Genomic DNA, 12,605 nt, shown 5'->3' with positions numbered 1-12,605 from the left:
CCCGGAGACGGCGCGATCATGCCCGCCGGCGACAAATCCACCCGCGTCCACGCCGAACTGCGATCAACATTCACCACCGCCCCCACCCCCTTTCGGTGCTGTGTTCTATATCACTAACATCAGTCTACGCTCATATTCCGATAGCGCAAGTGTTCGAACAAAGATTTTTTTCAGAATCGTTCGGCAATGTCAGGTGAGTGGAAATGTCTTGTGGCGCAATGGAAAAGAACAGGTCGCGACACCTTGGGGGAAGATGTCGCGACCTGAGCGATGGTGCGCGAGAAGGGACTTGAACCCTCACGTCCGAAGACACTGGAACCTAAATCCAGCGCGTCTGCCAGTTCCGCCACTCGCGCATGCGGCCGGAGTCGACCGGGACCAGACTACCGCGCCGTCCGCACTATGACGGCGGTGGCCGGTTGGCCGCCGCCGGCCGTGCAGAGGTGTCCGCCGGGAGCGTCGTCGACCGCCGCCGTGTAGACCTGGCCGGGGGACAGCCGTGTCTGGTCGTCGAGCAGTATCTGGCCCGCGGTCACGAGTAGGTACTCGGTTGTCGAGGTGTCCGTCACCGACCAGGTATGACGATCGCCGGGCTTCAGCTCGAGCACCCGTGTGTTCACGGCGTCATCGTTCCGGCTGAGCAGTCTGGTCAGGATACGGGCGGGGCCGAGCCGTTGTACGGTGCAGACCAGTCGCGACAGCACCGTCGAGGAAGGCTCGACGGTCGGTGTCGTCGTGCCGGTGGTCAAGGCGCTTAAAGACAGGTTGCGTGCCGAGCGGGCTTCACGCAGCCGGTCATCGAGCAGGCCGCCCAGTTCACTGCTTTCCACCCGGATGAGACTACCGCTGTGCCGAGCGCGGCTGCGTGCTCGGGGACGTGGCCGCCGACGGCTTCCGCGTCGTGGGCTTGCGCTTAGGGGTGGACTTCGCCTTGCTCTTAGCTTTCGCGGTAGCGGCCTTCTGGGCGGCGGCTGCGGCCTCGGGGTCGGACTTGTTGAGTTCAGCGCCCAGGCCGGTACCGGACGTGTCATCCTCCCGCAGGCACATCGAACGGACGACGTGGTGGTAGGTGATCAGACCGTAGGTGAGTGGCAGCCGTGCGGTCTCGATGATCAGGCGCGACGGGGAGATCGGGAGGTTCTCGGGGCCAGGGATGGGAATCAGGGGGTCGAGGCCGAGGAGGCTGATCGGTTCGGTCAGCAGGCTGGCGAAGTACAGCGACAGGTGCCAGGAGTAGTAGGCGGCGGTCAGGGACTTGGTGACGGTCAGATCGGCGATGCTGACGGTCTCGGCGAAGTCGGCACCGGTACCGCGGTTGTGGTTCAGTCCCAGCAGGATGTCGATCGGGGCGCCGCCGATGATGGGCACCGCCGTGCCGATTCCCGAGATCAGGCTCTCCGGCGTGGTGAAGTCGGCCGGATCGGCGGGGATCAAGTGGTGGTGGATCCGCACCGACCGCATGCTCCGCAGGATGTCTTTCTCCTGTGCGGTGATGGTGCGCTTGTCAGCGGCCGAGGATGCATTGTCGCGCGCGAACTGCGCGGTACGGCTGACGATCCGGCCTAGGCTCAGGTCACCGATCGGGGTGCAGGTCTGCGCATCGGCCAGTGCGAGCTGATCGGCGGTGGCACGCACGATCGCCGGCACGTCGATACGGAAGCGCACCTTCTCGCTGGGCTTGCCGGCCAATTCCTTCTGCTCGGCGGTGACCTCGGCGACACACGAGTCGAGCAGCGCATCGGTGGTGGCCTTAGCCAGCACGTGAGTGATCTGGGTGCTGGCTGCACCGAAGATCCGCAGCAGCGTATCGATGGGCACGTCGGTATCTGGGAACTCACCGACGCTCTTCACGCCGAAGCCCAGCGGTGCCAGGATCCCGACGAAGATGAACAGGTACGAGATCTCCACGGCCTGGATCAGGCTCAGGTTCGCGACGGGGACGGCCTCACCCTCGCGGCCGTCACGCACCTTGAGCAGATTCGAGACCACCAGCTCCGACAGCGGGGTGCGGTACTTATAGGCCGGATCGTTGCGGTCGGCGCCCAGCGTCAGTGGATGCTCGGGGATCAGCAGGGTGGAGACCATGATGGCCTGCATATCGCGCTGAGTCTGGTTGCGGATCGCCCGAGCTTGCGGGAGCACCGCGGCGGGAAGCGTGGGGGCAAGCGACTCGAAGATCGAGTCGTAGACGACGGCCAGGGAGGCGAACTCCGCGCTGACACACTGAGTCTGGCCGGTGTGATCTTTCGGAGTCGCCAGCAGCGGCTTCTGCTTGGCGATCGAGTCCTGCCGCTCCTGGTAGCTGGGCGCGGGCTTCTCGGCGGCCGGCGTGGGCTTTGCGGCCTTGTCCTTGGCGACCGGCGTCGGGGCGCTCACCGCGGCGGTGAACAGCTCGGCGGCCCGGCTGTCGGGGATCGCGGCGTTGGCCATGAAAGCCGCCGTCACGACGATGGTGACTGCCTCGAGAAGGCGGCGCTGAAGGCGCGCGCCGGCGATAGATTTCTTCACGTGGCTCCCGATCCCGACTTTCAGAACAAAGGTGACCATAACCTATGTAGAGCCTGAGAATCCTGTCGGTAGGCTTTCCGCTGTGACGATCGTGCTGAACGACGAAGCCGTGGTGGACTCGCTGGGACAGGTGCTGCGTAACCGGAGTTACACCTCCGACGGCATCGCCGCTCTGCTGGGGGAATCCGCCGGGGACACGCTGATTGCCGGAACCTGGTGGCCGGCCCTGCGCGCCACCGCCCGGGCCGACGAGCAGCAGCGGCCGCTCGCGACCCTGATCCGCCTCTTCCTGCTCGGCTCCGTCGAGCCTGAATCGCTTGTGGAGCAGGCGTTTTCGCCGCTGTCGCCGGAGGTTCTGGTTCGCCAGGGAGTACTGGCTCCAGACGGTGCGGGATACCGGGCGGTGCTGGACATCCGTCCCCACGGCAGCGACGACGCCGACTTTCTGGTGGTGAGCGATCAGGACGCGCTGCTGCGCTCGGGTCCACTGGCGCACGATCACGTCCTGGGGATCGGCGGCGCCTCGATGTCCCTGGCGCAGGCGGTGATCCGGACGCCGGTGCGACGGGTGCTGGACCTGGGTACCGGCTGCGGTATTCAGGCGCTGCACCTGGACTCTCATGCAGAACAGATCGTTGCGACCGACACCAACCCGCGGGCGCTGACGCTGGCCGGTGTGACGGCGCGGCTCAACGGGATGTCGTGGGAGCTGCGGCAGGGCAGTCTCTTCGAGCCGGTGGCGGGGGAACGCTTCGATCTGATCGTGGCCAATCCGCCGTTCGTCGTCGGGACGGGAAGCCAGGACTACATCTACCGCGATTCGGGTATCGAGGGCGACGGCATCAGCCGCGAGCTCATCGAGCAGGTCGGCGACCATCTTGAACCGGGCGGGGTGGCGCAACTGCTCGCCAACTGGATCGTGCACGACGAGGACGATTGGGACCGGCGGATCGGCGCCTGGGTGCGGGCCAGCGGGCTGGATGCCTGGGTGGTCCAGCGTGAGCTGGCCGACCCGATCAGCTACATCTCGCTGTGGGTCGCCGATGCCGGAGAATCCCCTGAAGGCGCGGCCGAGCGCGGTGCCCGCTGGCTGGACTGGTTCGAACGTGAACAGATCGCCGGCATCGGGATGGGGCTGGTGATGCTCCGCAAGCCGGAGACCGACCGGGCGCCGGATGTGGTGATCGAGGAGATCACCGCCGCAGGCCAGGAGGTCACCGGTTTCGAAGCCCAGGCCTGGTGGGCGCGACGGGACTTTCTGCGTGCCACCACGGACGCGCAACTGCGCGAGACCCCGCTGAGCACCTCGCCGGTCTTCTTGGAGACGCAAAGCCTGCCGGGCTCGGAAGGCTGGCAGCAGGTCTCGGCCGCTGTGACCCGGCCGGGCGGGCCCGGAGCGGTCTTGCCGGTGGACGAGGTGATGACGGCGTTGCTGGCCGGCTGTCGCGGTGAGGTGCCGCTCGGGGTGCTGTTGGACCTGCTGGCCGACTTCAACGGTGTCGATCCGCAGGCGCTGACGCAGGCCGCCATGCCGGCGGTCCGCGAGGCGATCGGCCGGGGCATCCTGTACGCCGCCAGGGTTTAGCGCGGTCCGGCCGCGGCATCCAAGGCAGCGGAGAGATCGGCGAGCAGGTCTTCGGTATCTTCCAGCCCGACCGAGAAGCGCAGATGCCCGTAGCGCTGGAAGGGCTCGGGATAGGCCGCTACTCGCGGTCCACCGGTTCCCACGTGCACGATGAGCGACTCGTCGTGCCCGACCGAGACCGCCGAGGTGATCACCTTGAGTTCGTCGACGAATCTGTTCTGCAGGGCCGGGTCGCCAGCGAGCGCGAAAGCCATGATCGCCCCGTAGCCGCGCTCGCCGAACTGCCGGGCGGCGGCCGCGTGCTGCGGATGATCCGGCAGGCCCGGGTAGGCGACGTAGGCGATCCGGGGGTCGTCGTGCAGGAACTGCGCCAAGCGCGCGGCCGAGGCCTGATGCTGGGCCAGGCGCAGCGGTAGGGTGACCGAGCCGCGCACGATCAGCCAGGCGTTGAACGGGGAGATCACCCCGCCGACGTCGACCATGGCCTGCGCCCGGATCGGTGCGACCAACTCGGCGCTGCCGATCACCGCGCCGCCCATCGCGTCGCCGTGTCCGTTGATGTACTTGGTCAGCGAATGCACCACCAGATCGGCGCCGTGCTCCAGCGGGCGGAACAGCGGCGGCGGGGTGAACGTCGAATCGACCATCAACAGGACGTCGTGGCGGTGCGCCAGGTCGGCCAGTGCGGCGATATCGGCCACCTTGGTGGTGGGATTGGCGATCACCTCGGTGGAGATCAGTCGGGTGTTGGGCCGGATCGCGGCAGCCACGGCGTCCAGGTCGGTGATGTCGACGAAGGTCGCCTCGATGCCGTACTTGCGCGGCAGCAGCGTCGTCCAGAGCTTGTAGGTCGCCTCGTAGGTGGTGTCGGAGACGATGACGTGGTCGCCGGAGGAGACATGGGTGAAGAACACCGCGTGCAGGGCGGCCACGCCGGACGCCAGGGCAAGGGCATCTTCGCCGTGCTCGAGGGCGGCCAGCTTCTGCTGCAGCGCCACCTGATTGACACCCGTATTGCGCGTGTAGATCAGATGGTCGGGACTCGACCAGTCGAGCGTCGACGGGTCGTAGGGCAGGTGATACGAGTTCGCCATGGTGATCGGCACTCGGATCGGCTCCCCGTCAGTGTGCGGCAGATTCCCGCCGTGCACGCTCAGCGTCAGTTCGCCGAGGCCATCGGGTCGCCCCAGATCCGGTCGTGATTCTTGCGGTGTGGTCACGTCGTTCTCCTTCGCTGCTCGCCGATTCCGGCTCGTCGGCCGGACGCCGGCCGGCCCGGGCCGACAGGATCGCCGGCAAGCGATGGAGCTTGTCGACCTGCAGGTGCCGGCGGAATTCGGCCCAGCCCCAGCAGGCGGCGAAGACGGCCACTGTGACCGCAGTCGAGACACCCGGACCCCACGGCCGGAAGACGACCAGCATCGGGATGGCGACCAGGGCGAGCGCCTGAATCACGTACGAATCCAGGCTGCGCGCCCCGACCATGACGAGCGGCCGGGACCAGACGTGGTACTTCCACTGTAGGAGCCGACGGAAAAGGACATACACCGCGGTGACCACCAGCCAGGCGGCCAGTGCCCGGATCGGGCCCAGATTCACCTTGCTGACCAGCGCCGTGGCGTGGGTGAAGGCGCCGCTGCGCCAGCCGTAGAACAGGGCCACCCACAGCGCCGCGGTGATGCCCAGCAGCGCCGGGGCCGCGGCGTCCAGGCGCTGCGGCAGTTGCCAATCGGTCCAGTGCCAGCCGACCACCATCGCCGGAATGAACAGGATCTGCCAGGCCAGCCAGTTCTGTACCGGACCGGTGACGGGGGAGGAGTAGATCACCATCCAGTCCGCTGAGGTGAGCTGGCTGACCGTATACCCGGCGACGGAGATCGCCAGGACGAGCTGCCAGCGGCCGCGGGCCAGCAGCGGCAAAACGCCGAAGGCCAGCGTCATCAACACCATGTAGACCACCAGAATGCTGCCGCCACTGGGGAGGAATCGCATGGTCACGGCCCACCACAGCTGCTGAGCCAGGGGCAGGTCCGGCGGCAGTACGGTGAGCATCCGGAATTGACCGGCGGTCAGGAACATCCCGGCTGCCACCGCGAACAGCGCGATCGACAGCTGGGCCAGATAGAGCACCCCCACGCGTTTGGCCAGATTGCGGTAGGCGAAGTCCAGGTCGTGGCGCGCGATCCAGCGCCGGTGGACCAGACCCAGCACCAGGCCCGACAGCAGCACGAAGGCGCTCATGCCGTCGACGAAGGGATAGGCATGAGTCGGCAGGGCGATGAGCATGCCGTTGGCGAAGTGCAGGCTGACCATGCTCCAGATCGCCACGCCGCGGGTGCCGTCGATGGCCAGATCCCGCCCGGAGGCAGTCCTTTTCCCGGTCATACCTGCAGACAGTACGGCGCGCCGCCCCTGCGAGAGGAGCGGCGCGCCGTGACTGGTGTGACTTAAGTGGCTGATGTGACTACGAGTAGAGGTCCGCGATGGCCTGCTTGTAGGTGTCGTGGATGACGTTGCGCTTGAGCTTCATCGTCGGGGTCAGCTCACCGGTGTCGATGGTGAAGTCGGTGGCCAGCACATCGAACTTCTTGATCTGCTCGGCCGCGGAGACCTTGGCGTTGGCCGAGGCGACGGCCTCCTCGAACTCGGCGCGCAGCACCGGGTTCTTGGCCAGCTCCTCCATCGAGGTGTCGGCCGGCAGGCCCTGGCGCTCCAGCCAGCCCGGTGCCGATTCTGGGTCGATGGTCAGCAGCGCGCCGATGAACGGCATCTTGTCGCCGACCACCAGGCACTGACTGACCATCGGATGTGCCCGGATGGTGTCCTCGAGCTGTGCCGGCGAGACGTTCTTGCCGCCGGCGGTGACGATCAGTTCCTTCTTGCGGCCGGTGATGAAGAGGAAGCCGTCCTCCAGGTAGCCGATGTCGCCGGTGTGGAACCAGCCGTCGCGGATGGAGTCGGCGGTGGCGTCGGCGTTCTGCCAGTACCCGGTGAAGATCATCGGGCCGCGCAGCAGGACCTCGCCGTCTTCGGCGATGGCGATCGAGACGCCCGGGACCGGGCGGCCGACCGACCCGATGCGGCTGTGCTCCTCGTTGTTGGCGGTCACCGCGGCGGTGGTCTCGGTGAGGCCGTAACCCTCGAAGACCGGAATGCCGACGCCGCGGAAGAAGTGGCCCAGCCGGGCACCCATCGGCGCGCCGCCGGACACGGCTGCCTCGCACTGACCGCCGAGTGCGTCGCGCAGCTTGCCGTAGACGAGCTTGTCGAAGACGGCGTGCTTGATCTTCAGGCCCAGGCCGGGGCCGCGCCCGTCGAGCGCCTTGCTGTAGGCGATCGCGGCGTCGGCGGCCTTGTCGAAGATGCCGCCCTTGCCGCCGTCGATCGCCTTCTGGCGGGCCGAGTTGTAGACCTTCTCGAAGACGCGCGGGACCGACAGGACGTAGTTCGGCTTGAAGACGCCGAGGTTCTCCACCAGGTTGGGCAGGTCGCTGGTGTGACCCAGCACCACACCGTTCTCCATGCAGCCGACCGCGATGGCGCGGGCAAAGACATGCGCGAGTGGCAGGAACAGCAGCGTGGTCTTTCCGGCAGTCAGGCCCGGGCCGACCGAGTCGCGCACCGCAGCCGCTTCGGAGATGAAGTTGGCATGGGTCAGCATGACGCCCTTGGGCCGGCCGGTGGTGCCCGAGGTGTAGATCAGCGTGGCCGCGTCGGAGGAGCGGGAGTTGGCTTCGCGCTCGTCGAGTGCCGAATCGGGGACGTTCTCACCGCGCTTGCGCAACTCGACGATCGCACCTTGGTCGATCACCAGGGTCTCCTGCAGCGCCGATGCCGCGGTGATGACCTCGTGGTGCTTGGTCCGGTGCTCGTCGTTCTCGAGGATCAGCAGCTTGGTGCCCGAGTCGTTGAGGATCCAGTCGACCTGATCGGGTGCCGAGGTCTCGTAGATCGCGACCGTGGTGGCACCGGCTCGCCAGATGGCGTAGTCGAGCAGGCTCCACTCGTACCGGGTGGAACAGAGCAGGGAGACGCGGTCGCCGGGCTCGATGCCGCTGGCGATCAGGCCCTTGGCCACGGCGTCGACTTCACCGGCGAACTGCTCGGCGGTGACGTTCAGCCAGTGGCCGGAGTCGCCGAGGCGCTTGAAGACCGGGGTCGAGGGGTTGTTGCGGCGGAGGTCCTGGATCCGGGTGATGGTCGTGACGTCATCACCCACGGTCAGATTGGACGGCGTGCTGAACTCCTGCATGGCGGCTCTCCTCGAGTCTCAAGCTTCTGAAATGTGCGCATTGGGCGGTTCGGACGAACCCCGTAGCGAAAAACCCTACCAGCGAGTCAAGTGGTGCATGTCACAGGGGTTTCCTCAGGTAGGATCACGTTCTGATGAACACCTGTGAGCGCGCATGAGCGACGCCGAAGACACCAGTACACCCGCCGGAACGTTCGAGGGCTTCGGTATCGACGAACGCGTGCTCGCCGCGCTCGACGAGGTCGGCTACGAGACGCCGTCGCCGATTCAGGCCGCCACCATTCCGCCGTTGATGGCCGGACGCGATGTGGTCGGCCTGGCGCAGACCGGAACCGGTAAGACCGCGGCCTTCGCCGTCCCGATCCTGTCGCGCCTGGACGCCTCGGCCCGCAAGCCGCAGGCCCTCGTCCTGGCGCCCACCCGCGAACTCGCGCTGCAGGTGGCCGAGGCCTTCGGCCGCTACTCCTCGCGGATGCCCGAAGTGAAGGTCCTGCCGATCTACGGCGGACAGAGCTACGGCATTCAGCTGTCGGGGCTGCGCCGCGGTGCGCAGGTGATCGTGGGCACGCCCGGCCGGATCATCGACCACCTGGACAAGGGCACCCTCGATCTGTCCGAGCTGGCCTTCTTGGTGCTCGACGAGGCCGACGAGATGCTGTCGATGGGCTTTGCCGAAGATATCGAGCGCATCCTCGCCGACACCCCCGACAGCAAGCAGGTCGCGCTGTTCTCGGCGACCATGCCGCCGACCATCGGCCGGCTGGCGCGCAAGTACCTCGACGATCCGCAAGAGGTGAAGGTCAAGGCGCAGACCTCGACCGCGTCGAACATCACCCAGCGCTATCTGACCGTCTCGCACCAGCGCAAGCTCGACGCGCTTACTCGAGTCCTCGAGGTGGAGCCGTTCGACGGGATGATCATCTTCGTCCGGACCAAGTCCGGTACCGAGGAGCTCGCCGAGAAGCTGCGGGCCCGCGGCCTGTCGGCGATGGCGATCAACGGCGATATGGTGCAGGCCCAGCGTGAGCGGACCATCAACCAGCTCAAAGAGGGCGGCATCGACATCCTGGTAGCGACCGATGTGGCCGCCCGCGGTCTGGACGTGGACCGGATCTCGCACGTGGTCAACTACGACATCCCGCACGACACCGAGTCCTACGTGCACCGCATCGGCCGCACCGGCCGGGCGGGCCGTTCGGGCACGGCGCTGCTGTTCGTCTCCCCGCGTGAACGGCATCTGCTGCGGGCCATCGAGCGGGCCACGCGCCAGGAGCTCACCGAGATCGATCTGCCGTCGGTCGACGACGTCAACGCCCAGCGCGTGGTGAAGTTCGGCGAGGCGATCACCAATAACCTCGAATCCGAGCACCTGGACATGTTCCGCGGTCTGATCGAGACCTATGCGCGGGAGAACGACGTCGCCCTGGCCGATATCGCGGCCGCACTGGCGCTGGAGACCCGCGACGGCGGCTTCCTGCTGGCTCCGGATCCGTCGCCCGGGGAGCGGCGCGACCGCGATCGGGACCGCGGGGAACGACGCGAACGGCGCGGCGGCGGCAAGTTCGCCACCTACCGCATCGCGGTCGGGCGCAAACACAAGGTGTCCCCGGGTGCCATCGTCGGCGCGATCGCCAACGAGGGCGGCCTGACCCGCAACGATTTCGGCAATATCAGCATCCGCGACGATTTCTCGCTGGTGGAGCTGCCGGACGATCTCGACAATGAGACGCTTGCCCTGCTCAAGCACACCCGCATCGGCAAGAATCCGATCGACCTGCGCCGCGATATGGGCCCGCCCGGACAGCGCGGCGGCCGCAAGGGGTCCTACAGCAAGCACTCCGGTGGCAAGAAAGACCACTGGGGCAAGCGTTCCCCGCGGGTGGCCGGTCGCGGTCGCGGCTAGTTAACTCAATTCCTCCCGCAATGCGGCGGCGATCGACTTTCGGTCGCCGCCGCGTCGCGTCAGCAGCCCCTTGGCGAACTGCAGCTTGTCGCCGCTGTGTCGGGGCACGACGTGCAGATGGGTGTGAAAGACCGTCTGGAACGCGGACTTGCCGTCGTTGAGGGCCAGATTGATGCCGTCGGCGTCCAGGGCGGCCTTGGCTGCGGCGGCTACGCGCTGTCCGGCGGCGAAGAGCCGCGCGCCGGTTTCGGCGGGGAGATCGGCCAGGCCGGTGTGGTGGGTGCGCGGTACCAGCAAGGTGTGCCCGACGGTGATCGGGCGGATGTCCAGAAAGCCGACGATGTGCTCATCGGTGTAGACGATGTCGGCCGGGCCGGTGCCGGCGACGATGGCGCAGAAGATGCAGTCGCTGCTCATGGCGACCAGTGTGCCAAGGACTGAGCGCAACAGAGACAGGCCGGGCCTTTCCGACTTAGTCGGAAAGGCCCGGCCTGTGCGTTGAGCCGCGTCGTCAGTCGACGGCTCCGACAAGCTGTTCGGTCTGTTCGTCGGACAGGGCCTGACGCGCCTTCTCGTAGCGTTTGCGCTGGAAACCGGCCGCCCAGAAGGTGATGGCCAGGCCGATCAGACCGATCACGATCAGGATGACCAGTGACCCCCAGAATCCGCCGACACCGTTGAATCCGGCGATGTAGCCGTCGCGGACGTAGGTCAGCGGCGAGATCGGGTTCAGCCACTTGAACGGTGCAGGCATGGTCTGGATCATCCAGATGCCGCCGTAGGAGAACAGCTGCAACATGAACCAGGACAGGGATGCGAGGGTGCCGACGATATAGCCGAAGAGGGTGAACAACACCGACACCAGGGCCACGTTCATCAGCGTGGCGGCGATCGTGATCAGTACCACCTGCCACATGCGGGCCGGTTCGGGCATCGGATCGCGGGTGATCCAGGCCAATACGCCGACGACGGCCATGACGGCGAGGCTGACCCCGCTGACCGCGACGGCCCGGCGGCCCACATCGGCCAGGGTCCGCGGGGTTTCCTCATCGCTCACGAACCGCTGACCGCGGAAGGTCAGGAAGACGACGATCGGGACCAGCATGGAGGCGATCAGCAGGATGGCCGGTGCGCCACCGGGGCCGCTGAACTGAGCCTGTGCCAGGTTCTGGTGCTCCTTGGTCATCGGAGTGGACAGCAGTGCCGCCAGCGACATGCGCTCTTCTTCGCCACCGAAATCGGGGGCCGCTTCGGCGCCCGCGGTCAGTCCGGTCGCCAGCTGGCCGGCGCCCTCCTGCAGCTGCACGGCGCCGGCGGACAGGCGGTCCACGCCGGCATCGAGGGTGACCATGCCGGCGGCGAGCTCGGCGGTACCGTCCTTGAGCTGGGCGGCGCCGTCGGTGAGTCGGTCGACGCCGCTGCGGTACTGGGCATTCGGGTCGGTCAGCTGGGTGGCGATCTCGCGGCTACCGGCCTGCAGCCGCTCCAGACCGGAGATCAGCTCCTGGACGGTCGACAGCGCCGAGGCGTTCGGGAGCACGCTCTGTGCCTGGTTGAGCAGCTGGTTGACCTCAGCCAGCGGAATCGCACCGGTGAGGCGCTCGATGCCGTCGGCGAGTTCGGTGGCACCGGATCCGAGGGTGTCGGTGCCCGACTGCAGGGTCAGCATTCCGTCGGAGAGGGTGTTCGCACCGGCGGCCAGCTTGGTGCTGCCTTCGCGGGCGCGATCGACGCCGGGGGCGAGATCCTCGGTGACGCCGGAGGCCAGCGTCGAGGTGCCGTCGGCGAGTTGCTGCGAACCGTCGGCTGCGGTGCGCAGCCCGTCGGCCAGCTTCTGCGTGCCGTCGACCAGTGCGCCGGTCGTCGTGGACGAGACGCCCTTGAGCACGCTGGCGTAGATCTTCTCGATCGCCGAGGCGCCGATCGAAGAGGCCTTGATCGTGTTGTTGTCATTGAAGGTGACGGTGATCAGGGCCGGTGCTGCCTCGGGCTGGGTGATCGTCTTGAGGGACTGCGAGAAGTCTTTGGGGATGTCGATGACGAAGTAGAAATCGTCTTCGTTCAGACCCTGGTAGGCGGCTTTCCTGTCGACCACCTGGAAACCGAGGGCCGCCGACTCGACGAGGTTGTTCGCCACGTTCGCGCCGGCATTGGTCTCACCGGAGGCGTCGGTGTAGCCGACGTCCTGATTGACGATGGCCACCGGCATATCCTTGACCGTCTTGGTCGGATCCCACAGGACCCACATGTAGATAGCGGAGACCACCAGCGGGATCAGTACCAGTACGGCCACAATCAGCCGCAGCAGCCGCGAACGTTGCAGGCCCGTCTTCGGGGTCGAAGTCGTTGTCATCTCT

Annotated in this window: 9 protein-coding genes and 1 tRNA gene; 2 read left to right on the top strand and 8 right to left on the bottom strand. The window is 66.9% G+C overall.

The features are described from left to right. Positions 1–271 precede the first annotated feature (271 nt). The 3 genes from GOHSU_RS09215 to GOHSU_RS09205 all read right to left on the bottom strand — a co-directional run bounded on the left by GOHSU_RS09215 (position 272) and on the right by GOHSU_RS09205 (position 2,508). Positions 272–356: transfer RNA gene (locus GOHSU_RS09215), tRNA-Leu, on the bottom strand. A 27-nt stretch (positions 357–383) separates the two neighbouring features. Beyond that, positions 384–830, bottom strand: coding sequence for a hypothetical protein (locus GOHSU_RS09210; protein ID WP_005940204.1), 447 nt, complete (start codon positions 828–830; stop codon positions 384–386). 10 nt (positions 831–840) lie between these two features. Then, complete coding sequence (locus GOHSU_RS09205; protein WP_155821085.1) at positions 841–2,508, bottom strand: hypothetical protein; 1,668 nt, start codon at positions 2,506–2,508, stop codon at positions 841–843. An 82-nt stretch (positions 2,509–2,590) separates the two neighbouring features. Here GOHSU_RS09205 and GOHSU_RS09200 point away from each other — a divergent pair, with 82 nt between their 5' ends. Next, positions 2,591–4,093, top strand: a complete 1,503-nt coding sequence (locus GOHSU_RS09200; RefSeq protein WP_005940198.1) for a DUF7782 domain-containing protein — start codon at positions 2,591–2,593, stop codon at positions 4,091–4,093. Here GOHSU_RS09200 and GOHSU_RS09195 read toward each other — a convergent pair. The 3 genes from GOHSU_RS09195 to GOHSU_RS09185 all read right to left on the bottom strand — a co-directional run bounded on the left by GOHSU_RS09195 (position 4,090) and on the right by GOHSU_RS09185 (position 8,345). Further along, positions 4,090–5,283 (bottom strand): trans-sulfuration enzyme family protein, encoded by a 1,194-nt coding sequence (locus GOHSU_RS09195; RefSeq protein WP_029760066.1) that lies wholly within the window; start codon positions 5,281–5,283, stop codon positions 4,090–4,092. The two genes, GOHSU_RS09200 and GOHSU_RS09195, sit on opposite strands and share 4 nt — an antisense overlap. Next, on the bottom strand, positions 5,216–6,478 hold the full coding sequence (gene opgC, locus GOHSU_RS09190; RefSeq protein WP_005940192.1) for an OpgC domain-containing protein: 1,263 nt from the start codon (positions 6,476–6,478) through the stop codon (positions 5,216–5,218). Before opgC ends, GOHSU_RS09195 begins: the two co-directional genes overlap by 68 nt. Before the next feature lie 79 nt (positions 6,479–6,557). Next, entirely contained in the window at positions 6,558–8,345 is a 1,788-nt protein-coding gene (locus GOHSU_RS09185; protein ID WP_005940189.1) for an AMP-dependent synthetase/ligase, read from the bottom strand. Between the two features lie 154 nt (positions 8,346–8,499). On the opposite strand from GOHSU_RS09185, the gene GOHSU_RS09180 reads away from it, so the two are divergent. Further along, the gene (locus tag GOHSU_RS09180; RefSeq protein ID WP_005940186.1) at positions 8,500–10,248 is read left to right on the top strand and encodes a DEAD/DEAH box helicase; all 1,749 of its coding nucleotides are present in this window, start codon (positions 8,500–8,502) and stop codon (positions 10,246–10,248) included. Here GOHSU_RS09180 and GOHSU_RS09175 read toward each other — a convergent pair whose 3' ends face one another. Beyond that, on the bottom strand, positions 10,249–10,665 hold the full coding sequence (locus GOHSU_RS09175) for an HIT family protein (protein WP_005940183.1): 417 nt from the start codon (positions 10,663–10,665) through the stop codon (positions 10,249–10,251). A 94-nt stretch (positions 10,666–10,759) separates the two neighbouring features. Then, positions 10,760–12,601: a YhgE/Pip family protein gene (locus GOHSU_RS09170; protein WP_005940181.1), complete on the bottom strand. Its 1,842-nt coding sequence runs from the start codon at positions 12,599–12,601 to the stop codon at positions 10,760–10,762. Between the last annotated feature and the right edge of the window lie 4 nt (positions 12,602–12,605).

The sequence above is a fragment of the Gordonia hirsuta DSM 44140 = NBRC 16056 genome (assembly GCF_000333015.1).
In the GTDB taxonomy this organism is placed as follows: Bacteria; Actinomycetota; Actinomycetes; order Mycobacteriales; family Mycobacteriaceae; genus Gordonia; species Gordonia hirsuta.
The sequence above is the reverse complement of the archived record's forward strand: the minus strand, read 5'-3'. Positions and strand labels throughout refer to the sequence as shown.

Excerpts from the sequence above, each read along its gene's own strand:
- GOHSU_RS09180 (WP_005940186.1), top strand. The coding sequence starts at position 8,500 with ATGAGCGACGCCGAAGACACCAGTACACCCGCCGGAACGTTCGAGGGC.
- GOHSU_RS09185 (WP_005940189.1), bottom strand. The coding sequence starts at position 8,345 with ATGCAGGAGTTCAGCACGCCGTCCAATCTGACCGTGGGTGATGACGTC.
- opgC (WP_005940192.1), bottom strand. The coding sequence starts at position 6,478 with ATGACCGGGAAAAGGACTGCCTCCGGGCGGGATCTGGCCATCGACGGC.
- GOHSU_RS09175 (WP_005940183.1), bottom strand. The coding sequence starts at position 10,665 with ATGAGCAGCGACTGCATCTTCTGCGCCATCGTCGCCGGCACCGGCCCG.
- GOHSU_RS09170 (WP_005940181.1), bottom strand. The coding sequence starts at position 12,601 with ATGACAACGACTTCGACCCCGAAGACGGGCCTGCAACGTTCGCGGCTG.